This window comes from Stappia sp., from assembly GCF_965276915.1.
Lineage (GTDB): Bacteria > Pseudomonadota > Alphaproteobacteria > Rhizobiales > Stappiaceae > Stappia.
In genome coordinates, this window is the sequence record NZ_OZ255709.1 from 3,597,578 (window position 1) to 3,615,531 (window position 17,954).

The 17,954-nt window shown below is 63.2% G+C and carries 15 protein-coding genes and 1 CRISPR repeat array; of the genes, 3 read left to right on the forward strand and 12 right to left on the reverse strand.

The genetic code is table 11. From position 1 onward, the window contains the following. The first annotated feature begins 38 nt into the window (after window positions 1–38). Window positions 39–1,531: a CRISPR direct-repeat array (repeat unit 29 nt; unit sequence CGGTTCATCCCCGCGTGTGCGGGGAACGC). An 83-nt stretch (window positions 1,532–1,614) separates the two neighbouring features. The 11 genes from cas2e to ACQY46_RS16660 all read right to left on the reverse strand — a co-directional run bounded on the left by cas2e (window position 1,615) and on the right by ACQY46_RS16660 (window position 13,599). Further along, the gene (cas2e, locus tag ACQY46_RS16610) at window positions 1,615–1,896 is read right to left on the reverse strand and encodes a type I-E CRISPR-associated endoribonuclease Cas2e (RefSeq protein WP_428700515.1); all 282 of its coding nucleotides are present in this window, start codon (window positions 1,894–1,896) and stop codon (window positions 1,615–1,617) included. A gap of 2 nt (window positions 1,897–1,898) precedes the next feature. Beyond that, window positions 1,899–2,849, reverse strand: coding sequence for a type I-E CRISPR-associated endonuclease Cas1e (gene cas1e, locus ACQY46_RS16615; protein WP_428697122.1), 951 nt, complete (start codon window positions 2,847–2,849; stop codon window positions 1,899–1,901). Further along, window positions 2,849–3,589: a type I-E CRISPR-associated protein Cas6/Cse3/CasE gene (gene cas6e, locus ACQY46_RS16620; protein WP_428697123.1), complete on the reverse strand. Its 741-nt coding sequence runs from the start codon at window positions 3,587–3,589 to the stop codon at window positions 2,849–2,851. The genes cas1e and cas6e overlap by 1 nt, the downstream gene beginning before the upstream one ends. Continuing rightward, window positions 3,586–4,332, reverse strand: coding sequence for a type I-E CRISPR-associated protein Cas5/CasD (gene cas5e, locus ACQY46_RS16625; protein WP_428697124.1), 747 nt, complete (start codon window positions 4,330–4,332; stop codon window positions 3,586–3,588). Before cas5e ends, cas6e begins: the two co-directional genes overlap by 4 nt. Further along, complete coding sequence (gene cas7e / locus ACQY46_RS16630) at window positions 4,329–5,405, reverse strand: type I-E CRISPR-associated protein Cas7/Cse4/CasC (RefSeq protein ID WP_428697125.1); 1,077 nt, start codon at window positions 5,403–5,405, stop codon at window positions 4,329–4,331. Before cas7e ends, cas5e begins: the two co-directional genes overlap by 4 nt. Window positions 5,406–5,418: 13 nt before the next feature. Next, a complete protein-coding gene (gene casB, locus ACQY46_RS16635) occupies window positions 5,419–6,030 on the reverse strand; it encodes a type I-E CRISPR-associated protein Cse2/CasB (RefSeq protein ID WP_428697126.1) in 612 nt (203 codons plus the stop codon). Further along, entirely contained in the window at window positions 6,027–7,715 is a 1,689-nt protein-coding gene (gene casA, locus ACQY46_RS16640) for a type I-E CRISPR-associated protein Cse1/CasA (RefSeq protein ID WP_428697127.1), read from the reverse strand. The genes casB and casA overlap by 4 nt, the downstream gene beginning before the upstream one ends. A gap of 69 nt (window positions 7,716–7,784) precedes the next feature. After that, window positions 7,785–10,556, reverse strand: coding sequence for a CRISPR-associated helicase Cas3' (cas3, locus tag ACQY46_RS16645; protein ID WP_428697128.1), 2,772 nt, complete (start codon window positions 10,554–10,556; stop codon window positions 7,785–7,787). Window positions 10,557–11,132: 576 nt separating this feature from the next. Then, window positions 11,133–12,218, reverse strand: coding sequence for a nucleotidyl transferase AbiEii/AbiGii toxin family protein (locus ACQY46_RS16650; RefSeq protein WP_428697129.1), 1,086 nt, complete (start codon window positions 12,216–12,218; stop codon window positions 11,133–11,135). A gap of 8 nt (window positions 12,219–12,226) precedes the next feature. Continuing rightward, on the reverse strand, window positions 12,227–12,868 hold the full coding sequence (locus ACQY46_RS16655) for a DUF6088 family protein (RefSeq protein ID WP_428697130.1): 642 nt from the start codon (window positions 12,866–12,868) through the stop codon (window positions 12,227–12,229). Window positions 12,869–13,392: 524 nt separating this feature from the next. Next, complete coding sequence (locus ACQY46_RS16660; RefSeq protein ID WP_428697131.1) at window positions 13,393–13,599, reverse strand: hypothetical protein; 207 nt, start codon at window positions 13,597–13,599, stop codon at window positions 13,393–13,395. Window positions 13,600–13,998: 399 nt separating this feature from the next. Here ACQY46_RS16660 and ACQY46_RS16665 point away from each other — a divergent pair, with 399 nt between their 5' ends. After that, the gene (locus ACQY46_RS16665; protein WP_428697132.1) at window positions 13,999–14,433 is read left to right on the forward strand and encodes a YqaA family protein; all 435 of its coding nucleotides are present in this window, start codon (window positions 13,999–14,001) and stop codon (window positions 14,431–14,433) included. A gap of 12 nt (window positions 14,434–14,445) precedes the next feature. Here ACQY46_RS16665 and ACQY46_RS16670 read toward each other — a convergent pair whose 3' ends face one another. Next, window positions 14,446–15,225, reverse strand: coding sequence for an IclR family transcriptional regulator (locus ACQY46_RS16670; protein WP_428697133.1), 780 nt, complete (start codon window positions 15,223–15,225; stop codon window positions 14,446–14,448). A gap of 155 nt (window positions 15,226–15,380) precedes the next feature. On the opposite strand from ACQY46_RS16670, the gene ACQY46_RS16675 reads away from it, so the two are divergent. After that, on the forward strand, window positions 15,381–16,928 hold the full coding sequence (locus tag ACQY46_RS16675) for an ABC transporter substrate-binding protein (protein WP_428697134.1): 1,548 nt from the start codon (window positions 15,381–15,383) through the stop codon (window positions 16,926–16,928). 107 nt (window positions 16,929–17,035) lie between these two features. Further along, on the forward strand, window positions 17,036–17,953 hold the full coding sequence (locus ACQY46_RS16680) for an ABC transporter permease (RefSeq protein WP_428697135.1): 918 nt from the start codon (window positions 17,036–17,038) through the stop codon (window positions 17,951–17,953). Window position 17,954: the final 1 nt, after the last annotated feature.

Consider the following 17,954-nt stretch of genomic DNA (forward strand, 5'->3'; position numbering starts at 1 on the left):
CGTGCTGGTGGATCGGCGCGACTTGAACTAGATCCCATCGGTTCATCCCCGCGTGTGCGGGGAACGCTCATGCCGCCGGCAGGCGGCGTTCATGGCGTTCGGTTCATCCCCGCGTGTGCGGGGAACGCTATGGTTTCGACCCGGATCTCTCCGGCGGAGACGGTTCATCCCCGCGTGTGCGGGGAACGCTAGACAAGGCCCGAGCCGGAAAGCACCAGCACCGGTTCATCCCCGCGTGTGCGGGGAACGCCGGAACCAGTTCGTTCGGCGCGCATGTCGTCGCGGTTCATCCCCGCGTGTGCGGGGAACGCTCCCCGGGCACGGCGTAGAGAAAGGAGGCACGCGGTTCATCCCCGCGTGTGCGGGGAACGCCTCTTCATCACTCATCGCCCTTGCCCCTTCATCGGTTCATCCCCGCGTGTGCGGAGAACGCCCGCCCACGTCTAACGACCTGAACGGGAGGCGCGGTTCATCCCCGCGTGTGCGGGGAACGCCAGGGCGGCGTTGAGATCGTCGGGAACACCGTCGGTTCATCCCCGCGTGTGCGGGGAACGCGCACGCCACCCCTGTTCTTGATGCCGCTCCGACGGTTCATCCCCGCGTGTGCGGGGAACGCACGCAGGTGATTGCTCCGCTGTCATCCTCGGTCGGTTCATCCCCGCGTGTGCGGGGAACGCTTCAGGGGCCTCCATGCGTGATCGCCGGGAAGCGGTTCATCCCCGCGTGTGCGGGGAACGCCACCCTGTCAGACGCGGAGGCCGCTTTCTGACCGATTCATCCCCGCGTGTGCGGGGAACGCACGGGCGGCGTCGTGATGATCGTTGCGGAGATCGGTTCATCCCCGCGTGTGCGGGGAACGCCGAGAGGCGAATTCGGCCGCTCCTGAGAGCGTCGGTTCATCCCCGCGTGTGCGGGGAACGCTCCAGATAGGCCGTATTGCGAAGGTCGGTGGGCGGTTCATCCCCGCGTGTGCGGGGAACGCCAGAACAACGGCATCACCCTTTCTCTGTCCAACGGTTCATCCCCGCGTGTGCGGGGAACGCTTGGGCCGTCGAAACGGAGGACCCGACCTATTCGGTTCATCCCCGCGTGTGCGGGGAACGCACTATGAGACGCAATTCGACACGCACAAGCCTCGGTTCATCCCCGCGTGTGCGGGGAACGCGCGAACAGGCTTTCCGACGATGTGGTGCGGGCCGGTTCATCCCCGCGTGTGCGGGGAACGCTTGTGGCCCATCGGCTTGTTTTTGCCTTTGAGCGGTTCATCCCCGCGTGTGCGGGGAACGCCTGTCGATGTCGCTGCATTTGACAACGGAAACCGGTTCATCCCCGCGTGTGCGGGGAACGCAGTGGTTGGCTAATAGATATGTAGAACAGGGCCGGTTCATCCCCGCGTGTGCGGGGAACGCATTGGCGTCCGCTGGGCGAGGGAGAGCCTCGGCGGTTCATCCCCGCGTGTGCGGGGAACGCCACATCGACCCGCACCGCGGCGACGAGAAGGCCGGTTCATCCCCGCGTGTGCGGGGAACGCTCTTTCCGGATACGACTGATATCCTTGCACATTTTCAAAGAACAGGCATGCACCGCTTTTGGCAACCCCAAAAGCGAGCAGCCTTACAAGGGCACATCCGGCTTGAAAGCAACGAGTTTCAGACCGTCGAAGTCCACCGCTTCCCGCCGGTTTTGGCCGAAAGTCTCGAAGTCGAAACCGGCATCGTTGGCCGCTGTCCAGGCGATCACGGCATCACCGATTTCGATCATGTCCCGCACCTGTTCCGTGATCATCTCCCGGGTCCGGGCGGAATAGGTGCCAACATAGACCCCCGCCCGAACTTCCAGCAGCCAGACCGCGAGCCTGCCCCGCAACCGGGGCGGCGCGTTGTTGGTCACGACCATCATCATGACCGGTGCCCCGGATCACCGCTTTGCGGTGCATCAGGAAATGCCGGTCCGACAGCATCCGGCGCGATGTCGGGCGGCGGCAGTTCGCCCGCGAGCAAAAGCTCCTCAATGGTCGGAATAAGACGGGACAGAAGATTGGTACGCCGGAAAACGTCGCGGCAGGCCAGCCGCACTTCCCGGTCGGGCGGCCCGTCAAGCCGACCCTTGGCGTGACGCCCCGCAATCCGGAAGGCCTCCGGAACGACGGTCTCGAACTTGAAGATATCCGCCACGTCATAAACGAACGACAGCGGCTTTCCGGTATGCAGGAAGCCGACCGCAGGTGCATATCCGGCGGCCAGGACAGCGGCTTCCGCCAGACCGTAAAGGCAGGCCGTCGCCGCGGACAGGCATCTGTTCGGCACATCGGAAACGTCCCAGTTGCCCGGATCGTAGTTGCGCCGCTTCCACGTCACGCCGAACTGCCCGGCAAGACCCTGGTAGATCGTCCGCACGCGCGCACCCTCAATACCGCGCAACTGGTCGACGGACCGCCGCTCGGGTGCCTTCTCGCCGAACCTGACCTGAAACATCTTGCGCACGATACGAAGCCGCGCATCCGGATCCGTCGCCAGCCGGCATTGCCACAACAGCCGGTCGGATCGTGCCCCGCCGGGCTGCCCCGTGGAGTAGACCCGCACTCCCGCCTCGCCGACCCAGACCAGCAAGGTTCCGGCGCGCGCGGCAAGCACGACAGCTGCATGACTGATACGAACCCCGGGTTCGAGCATGATCGCCGCCAGTCCGCCGACCGGAATATGCATCCGCACGCCGTTGGCATCCACCAGCACGAAGGCACCGTCGATCACATCGAGCTGGCCCCTTTCGACAAAAACGATCGATGCCCGGTCCTTGAGAGGAATGGGTTTGGGCGGTGGCGCGCCGGATATCTGGCCGGTGCTCGCCATCAGCCGCTCCTGCGGATCAGCATCAGGCCGCAACCAAAGGCCTTGGCCCGGCCGAAACCCGCCACAAGCCGGTTCAAAAAGGCCTCCGGGTCGGTGACGGTCAAAACGCCCTGCAGGTCGAGAACGCCGAACCGGGCCTTGCCTCGATCACCGCGCGGGACCATCTGCGTCCGATAGGCGTCGAGATGAAGCGCTTCCAGGCGGAACCCGTTGGCGGTGCCCTGGCATTGCAGCCACGCCTCGGCAGCCGTTTCGGCCAGCGCCTGCCGGCGGGGGGCGTACCAGCCCTTGCCGCCGCCGGCCGCCTCTTTTTCCTTCTTCATCAGATCCATCGCCACATCCACCCGCTGGCGGACAGCCTTGCCGGCATCGTCGGCGCCGATCTTGCGGTCGATGGTCGCGTTGGCCCGCAAGTCGAAAGCCAGCCGGTCGCCGGCAACCAGGGCCGGGGCAAACGGCCTGGTCTCGACATGAAAGAAGGGCGTGTCCGTGACCGGTTGCGGTCCGAGCATGTAGAAGTGCCCCTCGTCGCTGTCCCGGCGCCAGAGAAACGCGGAGCGGCGGCCCGTGTCCGGTCCCGCCGGGCCGGATCGGGTGTTTTCCGGCATGACCGTCCACAACAGTTTATGATCGACATTGACCCGCGCTCCCGGTGCAGCTGGGTTCAGCACCTCAATCAAGGGCGCGACCGATGCCGCATCCCGGCGCAATGTGAGCTTCGACAGATAGTTTTCGCTCATGCCGGATCTCCCTCGCCGCCGCGAACGGCCGCAACAGCCAGATGGCGAACGAATTCGCGCCGGCTCGAGAACTGCCAGGTCCGCCGGTCTCCGGGCTCATCACGTCTCATGTGTGCCCTGGCCGCCTCGTTGGATTCCCCGAGATCGGCCATCGTCTCGCCGGCAAGCGTCCCGGCCGCCCGCCCTCGCCGCAGCAACGATGCATCCTCGTCGACATAGGCCCGAAAGGCATCTGTCGCCGTTTCTGCGTGTATTGTCCGCGGGCTCAACGGCCGCGACAGCGGACAGGACCTGCGCCCGAGACAGAGTGTGAAAACCGGCTGACGAAAGGCCTCCTGCAGATCCGCCAGTCCCGGCGCCCCGGCCCCGGTCGACCGGAATCCCGCCAGATACAACACATCGCTGCGGTATTCCCGGCGAGTGATCGACGTCGCCAGGTCCGAACGGCGTTTCAGCGCCTCGGCACGCGTTGCAGGCCGCCCGGCGGGGCCGGGAAGCGACTGGTAGGTATGAAAATCCGACAGCAGCGTTCCGGCCTGCAAGGTCCAGGTGGCGACCCGGAACGCGCGCGCGAGCCGTCGCTGGCCTTCCGCGTCGTCCCGCAAGATGCCGAGAGCCGCGCCGGCGAGGCCGGTCAATGCCGATCGCGACGGCCGGTCCGCGGTGCTCCGCTGGGCATTTCCCGCCTCTTCGCCGAAGCTCGCCATCGGCCCGGCCAGGGTGACCACAAGCCAGTCGGTCATGATACATCGCCTGCAAGGCCCGAGGCGGCGAAGAAGACAAGGTCCTCCAGTGAAACGCTCTCCGGGCTGCCGACCTGCATCAGCCGTTCGTCCGCCCAGTCCCGGCCGTAGACCTTGGCGAACTCAGCGCGTTTGCCCATCAAGGCCGTCCCTGAAGCGGTCATCTGGTGATCGCCCGAGACCGGTGCGGTGAACGCGCTGGCCAAGGTTCGCGGCTGGCCGTCCCCCAGTTCCGCCAGAACGAACTCGGCGCGGACATGGTTGGCGAAGGAGTTCTTCTTGCCGGAGGGCGAACTTGTGGCCACGGCCTTGACCAGAGCCTTCAGCGCCGTTTCCGCCAGTTCCCGGTCGCCGGCCAGATTGTCCACCAGAATGTCCCGGTTGACGCAGACGTAGAGGTAAAAGACGCCTGCACCAAACCCTGCTTCGCCGATAAACCCGGCCCCCGCATCCTCACTCGAAAGCTTCAGGTCGTCGACGGCCGTGTAATAGTCGTCCTCGATGGCGACCCGGTTGGTGGTGAAGGCATGGGCCACCTGGACTGACGCCTCCCGGTTGAAGTCCGGGTTGTCCGCCAGCATGCGACCGAACATGGCGATGTCCACGGCCCCGTCCGCCCGCAACAGCACGAGCTTCGCAAGGTCCTTGTCCTTGGGCAGCTTTTCTCCGGCGATGCGCTTGTCCGCCAGGGCAAGCGCCATTTTGCGCTCCTGAGGCGAGATGAAGGCAAGCTGCTCGGTATAGGTGGGATGCGCGTCCTTTTCGGACTTCAGCTTCCCGAACGCGGCCGCAATCTCGCGGGCGACAGTCGTCGCCGTTGCATCGTCGGCCCCTTTGCCGAGCGCATGCTCCCTTATCACTTCGCCCAGGCGCTGCGTCCGGTTTCCCAGTTGCCCCGTCAAGGCATCGACAAAGGCAGGTGCCGTCCGGATGGCCCGCTTGATCGCCTGGCTGGAAATCCGCATGCGCTGGACGCCGCCGATCACCGCCGACTTGGGCCGGCCGAGATCGTCACGGTTGGGATTGGACGGCGGATAGGCGGTGAGGACGTGCAATTGCAGAAAACGGCTCATTCTCGGGGTCTCCTCAGGCGTCCGCCGTTTGGGGCAGATCGGTTTCCGTGCCGGTGTCTTTCGTTCCCGGCCTGTGGGTCTGGTAATATTCGAAGGTCCAGTCGCGGCGCGTGTCGTCGTCAAAGGCAAGGACGTCGCGCACGAACTTGCGAATGTTGAACCCGGCATCGCCACTGACTTTCACGGCCCGCCGCACCAGACGGCACAGGTTTTCCGGATCGTCGGCGGCACGAAGCAGCGCTCCAAAGCGGGCCGGAGACAGACGCCTGCGATCTTCCTTTCCCGCATATTTTCCGTCGGATGTACGGCCGAGCATCTCGGCAAAACTCAGGTCTCCCCTCTTGCCAGGCGCAACCTGAGCCAGTGCCATCGCCAAGATGGCGAGGCGTGTCTGGAGGTTGAGGTCGGCCGCACGGCTGCGGGCACGGCTGCTGCCGTGCGCCGTGAGAACGCCGCCGATCAGCGCCTGGGTTTCCGCTTCCAGCAGCGCATCGAGCGGCGTCTCGGCGCGCCGCAACCTGGCCCGCCCTCCCCGGTTGCCGCCACGCCCGTTTGCAGCGGGATGCAGTTCATGCCACCAGGCAAGGACGGCATTCACAGCTTCATCGTTCAGGAACACCCTCATGCTTCCTCCCGCTCCTCCTGTCCGGTTCGTTGTCGTTTTTCCGGCACCGGAAGTTCAAGCTCGGCAAACAGCCTGGCTCCAACCTTGCCGTAGCCGCTCAATGTCAGGGCGAGCCCTTGGTAGGCCGCAACAATCGGCTCCGCTTTCTCGAAATCATCGACCGGCACCGGCACGAGCTGATCGAAAAGCCGGAGGGCGGTCCTGCGAAGCCGGCTGAGCCAGGCTCGCCGCGAACCGTCGGCAATCGCGCGCCCGGCATCGTCTTTTCCCCCGGCATCGACCAGCAACCGGTCAAGCAATTCATGGAACGCTGCATCGGTCTGCTCGTAAAACGCCGTCTGCGCCTGGCTCAGAACGCCTTTGTCGCCATCGGCACCGGCAGGACCGAACAGGCCGCGCCGGAGCGCGTCCCGCAAGGCCGAGAGTGCAAGGTCGGCAGACCGGGCCAGGTCACGTGCCGTTTTCTCCAGAAGCTCCGCCTTGGCTGCTGTTGGTGCCAGATGCAACGGCTGCTCGGAAAACAGATAGGCAACCGCTTCCATGTTGTTCATGGCCCAGCCGGCAACCCTGATCCGCGGATCGGCGCCGCACGAAAGAAGGGCCCCGCCACGTTCCCGCCGTGCGCAAGCCACTGTCTCCGCCATGTCGGCGAGCAGCCCCTCCTGCTGCCCGATGGTGACAGAGACCCAGTCGCGATAGCCGAAGCGCCCGGTTTTCGGTTTGGCCGAATAGGGTTCGGCCCCCTCCTTCTGGCGCCGGTACGGCGTCAGCGGATGGCGCCAGATCCCGTAGTTCACTCCAAACGGCCGTTGCACGAAACCGACGGCAACCGGCCCTTTTGTCCCGGTCAGCGCACAGGTTCCCGGCGCATCGGCAAAAACGAGGCGCAGTCGCCGCGGCATGCCGAAAAACGCCTGAAGCGGATGCGCCGCCCCGTCCCGCGCCGGGTTGATCATCCGCCCCCCGGCCTCCTTGCCGGAGGTCAGGGTCGGCGACAGCCAGGGCAGAACCGTTTCAAGGTTCCCTGGTTTGACGCGATCCGCGTAACAGACATTGGCGAGAATTTTCCGCCACAGGGACACAGGCGCCTCGCCATCAGCGGCGGTGGGCATCACCAAGGCTGTCAGCGGCCCGCCACCGCGCATCGATGTCCTGTTGCCCGCCCCGCCGGCCGGCGCAAAAGCCTGCAGCGCATAAAGCGCCATGGCTGCGGCCGGCAGGCCCAGCCCCGCAAAGCGATCACGATGCGTCAGGAGATCCGCGTTTTTCTTCTGGCCGTTCTGCCCCGGCGTATCGATGAAAAGCGCCTCGATCGCATTGATATCCGCTTCTTTCGCGAGGACCTCGAACGGTTCCAGGTCCTGAAGAAAACGCGGCCCGTCGCCATCAAGCACGAAAGCAGAAAGCAGCGGCTCGATCTTCCCGGCAATCGCTTCCGCGCTCAGCGACGCGGTCCACAACAGCCGCCAATCGTCGCCGTTGCGGATATCGAAGGCGAGTTGGCAGATGCCAATGCACAACTCGAAGGACGCGGTATCCAGATCCGGACGCCCCCAATCGAAATCCAGGGCGTACTCGTCGTCCGCAGTTCGCCCCGCAGCCAGCTCCGGAAAGCTCAACCAGACCCGCCCGCCGCCACGCATAACAACCGGAAACATACGATCAGAAAGAAGGTTGAAGGTCATGATGCCTCGCCTAGACCAACGTTGGGTTGGTTGCGGGCACATTGAAGACTGCAACCTTCAGCTACTTAATCATTTATGAATGAAATCAACCAGTGCATCCTCGGGAGAATTCTCGCCATTCCTCCTAAAGCCAATTGTGTCGTGATAGCGAAAGTCAGCCGCGCTCCCTCGTCCGAAATCCACGCAGCCTCGATCGTTCACAATCGCCACAGGAATTTGCTGCTCCCACTCCGGCCAATGTTTTCGCAAAGCGGCCCTTGGTTCGTCATCGGCAACCGGCAGCGAAATACCAAGCCACTTCGTGCGAACCCGGATCTCCGACATGGCCCAGGCGGTCGCAGGGTCGGCCGTGTTTGACCACGGCACCAGGCGTCCTGCCTCAGACCGCGCCAGCCGCAATGTGACGGTCGGCTCGCCAAGCCGGGTGCCGATGTCCTCGTCAGCGCTTAACTGCCCCGACAGGCCGGCGTAACCTGCCTGCAAGTCGACGACATTCAACCGCCCAAGGCTGCCCTGCCCGCTGGCCTCTCCCTGTGCCCGTTGAGCCCTGGCTCTCAGACAGGGAGGAACATCAGACAAATCCGCTTCTGTGTAGACGGCCTCGATCATCGGCCGGAAATCTCCGGGGGTTTCGATCAGCCCCTTCGAGAAGGCTTCCCGCGCCGAGCGCCACAAAATCGCAGGATCCCGATATGTGAACGCGGCTTTCCCCAACACCGGTTCGAGCCAATCCGCGCCGGAGACCGCGCCCGGGTCGGCACTGACCACCATGAGCATGGGCCCCGCAATCGGTCTCGTTGCCGGCGGCCGCTTGTCCGCGTGCCGCCACAACCGCCCCGCACGCTGGATCAGCAGGTCGATCGGCGCCAGGTCGGAAATCACCAGGTCGAAATCGAGATCCAGGGATTGCTCGATGACCTGGGTAGCCACCAGAACATGGCCCGACCGCCCCTCTTTCGTCCCCGCCTTGCCGAAGCGGAGCAGCATCTCGTCTTCGATTGCCTGCCGGTCCGACTGGGCAAACCGAGCGTGGAACAGATGTGCCTTTTCGCCGAAGTGGGCCCTGATTTCGGCATGGACGGAAATCGCCTCGTCAACGGCGTTGCAGATGATCGCAACCGCGGCCCCGTCCGCGGCGGCATTCAGCGCCTCCGTGACGGCCTCCTCGCGGCTGCCCAACCGCCTGACGCTCACGCGTCGCCGAAGTGAGACATCGAAGCCTGGAGCATGTTCCGACACGCCGCCGGCCTCGACCGACGTCGCCAGCGGATAGTCCCGGCTGACGATTTCCTCGCGCAGATCACCGGCATCTCGTAGCCCGAGGCCTGCCCCAAAGGCCTCCGCCATGTTCTGCTTTTGTTTTAAGGTCAAAGTCGCCGAAAGTACAATCGCCGACCCGCCAAGCATGGCTTGCAGTTCCAGCAGCGTATACATCTCCTCGTTCATGTAGGCATCGAAACAGTGGGCCTCGTCGACGATCAGAATGCGCCCGCCAAGGCCCAACTGACGAAGGGTGAGGTGTTTCTTGCGCAAGACCGCCAAAAAGGCCTGATCGATGGTAGCCGCACCCACATCGGCGAAAAAACACTTCTTGCGGCTGTCGGCGATCCAGCTTGCACAAAACCGCGATGCCGTCTCCTCTTCTAGGTGACCATTGGCCAGCGGTGAACCGACACTCGCCTGGAAGGGAACGGAAAGGCCGGCGCGCCCATGGGCCAGAACAAGCGACGGTTGAGCGCCATCGATGAAAAGGGCTGCGTACGCCCCGGCAAGGCGCTCATACATGGCATTCGCTGTCGCCATGGTGGGCAGCGCAAAGAATACGCCTTCTCCTTTGCCCGCAGCCATCATGCGCGCCGCCAGAACCAGGGCGGCCTCGGTTTTGCCCGCACCCGTTGTGTCTTCCAGAATGACAAGCTGCTGCCCCTCAGCCGGTTCGAAGGCGTTCGCGAATGCTTGTAGTGGACGAGGCGATCGGCTCGCCAAAGGGGAAACCCTGCCTAGCGTCGGGGCGGAAAATATGGGCGATGTCATCAGACCCTTGCCAAGAAGTGCCTCTTTGGCCTGGGTCTGGGCAAGTGCCCAGTAGTCAGGCAATGGTGTCTCCACAGGTTGGAGCGGAAAATGCTCCGCATCGGAACCGATCCAATCGGAAAGGGTCACAAGACCCGACAGGGACCAGGACCACGCCTTGAATGCAGCAAGGCTGGTCAAGCCAGAGAGTGGACAGGGCCCGACAATTTCTCGCAAAAGCTGGAAAGCAACTCTGGCGAGCCCAACACACTCGGCACCGAGTTGCGGATCGTGCGCCGCATCATTCGGCTTTGCGTTGAGTTCATCAGCCGTTGGGGGCTGACCGTGATGGCCCGCCACCGCGGCGATGAGGGGCGCAAGACAATCCGTATCCTTGCCCAGGATGCCCGGGAAAAGGCCAAACAACTTGTCCTGCAAAGGCCCCGCCCGCAGAAGCAGCGCTGTGTTACGCCAATGAGCACGTTCAGGAACTCGCACCTGCCTGCCGAGCCCTGCCTCGGGCCAAAGATCCGGCCGTTTGGCCTGAAAACTTCGGGAAATCTTGCCCAGATCGTGCAGCCCGGCCAGGAAGGCAGAGGTTTGGATGAGGCAATCCTGGTTCACACCGATGCGCGCCCCGAGACGGTCGATGAAAGCTGGTCGGGCGCTCTGCCAGGCAAGTGCGGACGCCGCTACATCCAGAAAATGGTGCAGGACCGGTTTGTAGAGCGGAGCTAAAGGCTGCGTATCGGGACAAGAGTCCAAAGATGGTGATGTGACTGTCTTGGCCCAGAACAAGCCGAGTGCAGCCGTGTCATTCGGCTTCATCGTCCGTCTCCTCGTTGGGGCGGATTCTACCTCAAACTGGAGGAGGATGCGGGTTCAGGTCAGCCGATCTACGATTAGACTGATCGCCCATTCCTGCGGTGAGGTCGCCATGGTGAGCGACGGTTTCGGGAGAAAATCGGAAGCCCCATTGAATTTTGCAAGTCTGGTACTGATCGGACCTTCGATCAAACGGACTGCGGGGTGGTCATTGAGAGGACTGAGGCCCGCCGCCTCCCGCTCAAGAACGAGTTCCAGTCGCTCCGGCCACGGCGCGGAGGCGAGCGACCGATTCCATAGATCTTCAATGTGTCTGGCTGTCTCGCCTTCCGTATAGTCCCAAGGTGCTCACACCCGCTCTTGACCTGAACAAAGCTCGTTGCTTCATCACGCAGCTCAATATCGTCACCACCTTCCGGGATCACGATGGCGGGTGCTCGCTGACCAGTCCATATTGCTGCCGCTAGCCAGGCAGACACAGCGTCCTGATAGTGAAAGCTCCTGCCGGCGTTGGAATCAGCATTGTCCGGTTTAGGCGATGACTTTGGATCACGGCGCGGTTTCCGGACTTTTGTTTTCTTAGCCATGTTCCTGGCCGTCGCTTTCTTCAGCTCCTTCTGCCAGAGCATTCAGGGCCGTCTCAAGTTCAATGATATCCTCGATGATCGTTTCAAAGACAGGAGCTTCTCCGAAGATCATGCCCGACATGGCGCGATAGTCGCGCCTGAGGTCATCGAGCATCTTGCCCTCGGGCCGAAGGGAGAATGTGGGGGGCGTTGCCGTCGCGAGATCGAAGGCCGGGCGATTGAAGAACATGCGGGCATGGGCCACGCAGTCGGCGCCCAGTTCGCGATCTTTCAACACCCTCTGCCCGGCTCCTGAAGCCAGCAACTGGAATAGGTCGTAGTAGTGGCGCGAAACCCGCTGACCGTTTCCCTTGAGTTCGCCACGATTATCGAACCAGCGCCGAAGCCCATGCAGGATCACGACCTTGTCCCAAAAGGTTCGTTCAGAATCGACTGTTGTGACGTTACCGACACCCAGATCGATACCTAGGATATCGCTTTCCAGATATGGCCGGATGACGCGAACTGAATTGGGATCGAGAGCCGACTTCGCGCCGGACTCGATCTTTACAGCCTTGCCGACATAGGCATCTTCGGGCGTTGCCGTCGGATAACGCACATAGAGCGCCTGACTGTCTTCGGGGTCGGGCTCAATGCGGAACTGTTCCGTGCTTAACCCATTGCGGTTGGCCGTTTCACCTATGATCGCGGACAGCTCCGCTAGGCACGGGCCATTGATGTAAGCCTCGCACGCTGCTTTGATTGCATCCAGAGCTTTGCCGCGTTTCTTACCACTGAGAGCCTCCAGCTCTTCGATTGAGGCCGCTTCTCCCAGATCGTCACGAAAGACAGTGACATCGATATCTTCCGAGAAGCGCTTGATCAGGCCAAACCCTTTGGAGAGCGATGTGCCGCCCTTGAACAGCAAGCGTGGCCGGTCTGCCAATCCATTGAAGAGCACATCAAGGGTCCAACAGACCCAGAAGTCTTTTTCGACATTCTGGGGCGTCGTACCGAGGCGTTGCGCTGTCGTCGTGTAAAGACCCAACCTTGTCTCATCGTCTGCTGCGATGACCTGATCGAATGCGGGGTTCATCATGTGCCAGCCTATTCTTTCAACATCGGCCGCAACAGGCTCTGCATCCAGCTCGGCAACGTCGACAGGCCCGTCAACAGGTCAGTCCGAAGCACCTGCCCATCTTTCGGATTATGAAGAATTGCGTTCAGACGACGCTTGAGAATTGCGTCGTCATCGACCTGGCCCATGGTGTCCCGTAGCCAATGCAATGCCTGGACGATGCGCATGGCCGGCCGGCCGGCCCAGTACAGCTTGCTCGCAGCGGTTGGTTTGAACGTGATTCCAAGTTGGCCAAGCGAGATCGACTTGAGCCGCGCATCCGTGTGCACTACGATTTTTGCAGGAACCGCATTCGTAAGTCCGAGATCATTGGCGGCAGTCATACCGTCGACGAGTACGCGGATCTGGTCCCGCCGGGCGATGGCCTCGATAACCTGTCTTGGGTCGGGAGGATTGCTTTTCTGTGTCAGACTGTTGAACGACAGTTTGTCGTAAAGCCCCCGATCCACCCGCCGCAAACTTCCAGCGCGTGTCAGCCGCTGCAGTGTCTTATCCACGGCGTCGCGCGCGCCAAGGTCGAGGAAGTCTCGCGGCGTCCAGACTCCTCTTGTCGCACCCTTTTCGATACGCTTCAGGATCGCGGTTTTTAAATCTACTGCAGTGTCCACCATGTCCGAAATTTGTAGTTCTATTTCGGACACCCTGCAAGCAAGGAGTCCGAAGTCTGTATGCAAATTTCGGACAATGCGACGATCTCCGCCGGTGTGTGGTCGGTTGCGGGATACACGACCCACGATTTGAACCTGTGAACCTAAGTCATTGATTTTTATGAACCAGGCAGTGAGCAACCAAAACAAAAAAAGCCACCGATTGGCTTAGCGAAGTTCTTGATTCTTTGTTTTGGTTGCGGGAGCGTGATTTGATCCCGGCGCGGTCGCTCGACATAAAGACCTGTATCAGCAGAACGAATTCGGTTGTGGCACTGTATCGGCGGAAGACCTTCCACTCACTTGGAACGGTTAGGAGATTTCCTAATTTTGCTATGTGAATCAATGGCTCGTTGGTTAGACGATTTTTCGCCTAAGCCATTGTTTTTCTTTTCTCTGTCTACTTCCGTTGGGCGTACCACACCGCTTCAAAAGCGGTTCACCGGCGAAGAGCAACTCCCCCTGGACGATGCGCAAGCAAGCCGCCATCAGCGGCCCCGGCTCATTTCACGCCAGCCGGCCGCCAGGCCACCTGCGTCGATCCCGTGGATGCTTCCCGAACGTTGACGACCGGTCATCACCCCGGTCTTTCCGATCATTTCACGATCCGCGCAACGAACTTCGCGGAGCGACAAACTGAATACGATTGCAAATCGGGAATGTTTCTTCGCGAAACGCGAATCCACCGATGCCATATGCGGATCGAACAGGTCACCACCGCAGCCTTGACGCGGCCAAGCGCGCCCGGTGCACGGTTTTCCGTCAGGAACGCCACCATCTCGCACTTGGCACGGTTCTTGGTTCATCGAATAAGCGGCACTGCCGGTCGACGGAAGGTCAGCCCGTCTCCCGCCCGCCGCCACACAACGAACCGCGACGCCCCATCGACGTAAAACATGTCGCGGATAAAAACCCTTCGCGTCCGCCGGACCAGTGCCAGCGCCTTTCCCACCCCAGCTGGCGGGCCCGGCGGACGCTCCTTCCCCATCCGGGCCCTTTCCAGCGATGCCTGATCCGCTCCTCCGCGCGTGACGGCGGCCGCCCGCTGGCCTATAGGCTGCTGGACAAACGGGACGGAAGGATCGCCGCGACACATGCTGCTGCTTGGCATCTACGGGGGGCTGTTCCTCTCCGCTTTCGGAGCGGCAACGCTGCTGCCGCTGCAATCGGAAGGGCTGCTTGCCGGCCTGCTGCTGGCCGGGCACCCGGTGGGCGGCCTTGTCGTCGTGGCAAGCCTTGGCAACACGCTCGGTTCGATCATCAACTGGATGCTGGGACGGGGCATCGAGCGGTTTCGCGGCCGGCGCTGGTTCCCGGTCGGCGAAGCCGCGCTGGCGCGGGCGCAGGGCTGGTACGCGCGCTACGGGAAATGGTCGCTGCTGCTTTCCTGGATGCCGGTGATCGGCGACCCCCTGACGCTGGCGGCCGGCATCATGCGCGAGCGCTTCGTCGTGTTTCTCGTGCTGGTCGCCATTGCCAAGACCGGCCGCTATGCGGCCCTCGCCGCCGCGACACTCCAGGTCATGTGACGGCGGCCCGCGTCAGCTCAGCGCCACGATCGAGGAAATCGTCCGCGATGCGTCGGTGATTGCCGGCACGAGTTCGCGGCGCACCCGCTCCTCGTCCCATTCGGGCAGATAGACGGGCATGCTGATCGCCGCGACCGCCTGCCGGTTCGCCCCGATCACGGGCGCAGCGATGACGATCTCCTGCACCATGATCTGCTGCACCGAGATGACATAGCCGTCGCGTTGCGCCTGGGCGACGCGCGCCCGCACGATCTTCGGATCCTGGCAGGTGAAGGGCGTCACCGGCTCCGGCAGGCCCGGCTCCATCATCCGCTCCAGCACCTCGGGCGGCGAGAAGGCGGCGATCACCTGCCCCACCGCCGTCACCGCCGCCGGCTGGCGCACGCCGATCAGCGTCGTGTCATAGGCAAGGCTCGTATGAGGAATCCGGGCCTTGTAGACGACCTCGTGACCGTCGAGAACGCCGAGATTGACGGTGCTCCGGAATGTCCGGCTCGCCTCGATCATGCGCGGCAACGCGCGCTCCAGAAGCCGGTCGTGAATGAGAAAGGCATAGGCGAGATCGAGCATCCGGAGACCCGGCCGATAGCGGCGGGTCTTCTCGTCGCGGTCAAGATAACCAAGCGCGTGCAACGTGTAGGTCAACCGCTGTGCGGCGCTCTTCTCCAGCCCCGCCGCCTCGGCGATTTCCGTCAAGCTGAGCGGGGCGTGGTTGTCGCGGAAAAGCGCCAGCACCCGCATCCCCCGTTCGAGCGTGCTGGCAAGCACCGGTGGCCTGGCCTGTTCGTTCATGGCGTGTCGTCGCTCCCCTCGCCTCATTTGCCGCACGAGACGGCCGCGCTTGACAAGCAATAAGTTGCCACGTTTAAATAACGATGTCGATAATCATTATTTGATAATCGTAACAAAATATCGATTAAGGGCGATCCAGCGCCCAGGAGGTCCAGATGTCCCTGAACAGCTTGAAATTCGGAACGGCACTTGCCGCATCCCTCTTCCTCGCCGCTCCCTTCGCCAGCCCGGCCCTTGCCGGACCCGCGGAGAACACGCTCGTGTGGTCGGCGGAAAAGGAACTGACCGCGGCCGACACCTATTTCGACACGTCCCGCGAGGCGGTCGTTGTCTCGCAGCATGTCTATGACGGGCTCGTCTACTGGGACCAGGCCGCCCAGACCTTCGAGCCGCTTCTGGCCACGGCCTGGCGCCAGGTCGACCCCTACACGCTCGAATTCGACCTGCGCGACGGCGTCACGTTCCATGACGGCAGCAGCTTCGGTCCCGAGGATGTGGTCTACACGCTGAACTTCGTCGTCGACCCGAAGAACGCCGTCCTCAACTACGGCGACATCAAGTGGCTGAAGAGCGTGGAGAAGATCGGCGACAATTCGGTCCGCCTGCATCTCAACGAGCCTTTCCCCGCCGCCCTCTCCTATCTGGCCCTCGTGCTGCCGATCATGGCCGAGGGACATTTCGACAAGGCCGAGGCCGGCAGCGACGGCAACAAGCGCTTCGCCGCTGTCCCGGCGAACGGCACCGGCCCCTACAAGGTGACGGGCTTCGGTACCGGCGACACGGTGACGATGGAAGCCAACGAGGCCTATTTCGAGGGCAGCCCCAAGGGTAAGCCGACCATCGGCGCGATCACCTACCGCACCATCTCGGACGGCGCAACGCAGATCGCCGAGCTGATGACCGGCGGCGTCGACTGGGTCTGGGGCATCAGCAACGACCAGGCCGCCGCCCTTGCCGAGGCACCGCACCTGACGTCGGTCAACGCGCCGACCATGCGCATCAGCTACCTGACCTTCGACGTGAAGGGCACGAGCGGCACCGACGTCTTCACCGACGTGCGCGTGCGCAAGGCCGTCGGCCACGCCATCGACCGGGCCCGCATCGCCAAGTACCTGATGGGCGAGAACAGCCAGGTGGTGAATGCCGCCTGCCACCCGACCCAGTTCGGCTGCACCGACGACGTCGCCGCCTATGACTACGACCCGGCGAAGGCAACGGCCCTGCTTGCCGAAGCCGGCAAGGCGGACGGCTTCAGCGTCGACCTCTACGGCTATCGTGACCGTGAAGTGACCGAGGCGATCATGGGCGATCTCGCCAAGGTCGGTATCAAGGCCAACCTGCGCTGGATGAAATACGCCGCCGCACGCGACCTGATCCGGGAAGGGAAGGCGCCGGTTGCCAACATGACCTGGGGTTCGTCCTCGATCCCCGACGTCTCTGCCATCACCAGCTACTTCTTCGGTGGCGGTCCGGACGATCCGGCCAAGGATCCGGCCCTCCAGGAAGCCGTCCGCCGCGCCGATCTGGCGACGGATGCCTTCGTGCGCAAGGCCGGTTACACGGAGGCCCTCCAGCTGATCGCCGACGAGGTCTACTGGCTGCCGCTGTTCAGCTACACCAAGAACTACACCTACAACGCGCAGCTCGACTTCACGCCGTCGGCTGACGAATTGCCGCGCTTCTACGCGACAAGCTGGAAGTAACGGCAAGGGGTCCGGCGCCGCGCCCGGATGCGGCGCCGGACCCGTTCATTTTCGCTGACTGCCGCGATGTCTCGCGCCGTGGCACAGCTTTCCCGCAAAGGCCCGGCATGCTCCGCTTCACCCTCAAGAGACTGGCGATCGCCGCCCTCGTCGCCCTGGTCGTCTCCGGCATCAGCTTCGGCCTGATGTTCGTCTCCGGCGACCCCGCGATCGCGATCGCCGGCGAAGGCGCCACGGAAGACGACATCGCCGTCATCCGCACCCGCTACGGCTTCGACCGGCCGATCCTCGTCCAGTATGGCGCCTGGGTCGCCAATGCGGCGCGCGGCGATTTCGGCGACAGCATCTATTTCAGCAAGCCTGTCGTCAGCCTGCTCGCGGAGCGCTTTCCGGCGACCGCGACGCTCGGCGTTCTCGCCATCATCGTCGCGCTGGTCCTGTCGATCCCGCTCGGCATCATCGCCGCGATGCGCCAGAACAAGGTGTCCGACCGTGCCGCCCTCACCTTCGGCACCATCGGCCAGGCGACGCCAAGCTTCTGGCTCGGACTGATGCTGATCTGGCTCTTCGCCGTCAAGCTGCGGGTGCTGCCGGTCTCCGGTTCCCAGACGCTTGCCCACTTCGTGCTGCCGGCGCTGGTGCTGGGCTACTACGCCGCGCCCTCCATGCTGCGCCTGTGCCGTGCCGGCATGATCGATGCGCTCGCCTCCGACTATGTCCGCACGGCGCGGGCCAAGGGCATGCTGCCGCGCCAGGTCCTGTTCGGCCACGCCATCCGCAACGCCATCCTGCCGGTGATCAGCGTCGCCGCGGTCGAATTCGGCTTCATCCTCGGCGGCTCGGTCGTCGTGGAGAGCGTGTTCGGCATTCGCGGTGTCGGCCTGCTCGCCTGGGAAAGCATCGCCCGCAACGATTTCCCGACCATCCAGGCGATCATTCTCGTCTACGCGATGATCTATGTCTGGCTGACCTTCCTTGCCGACGTGATCAACGCCTGGCTCGATCCCCGCATCCGCGTGAGCTGAC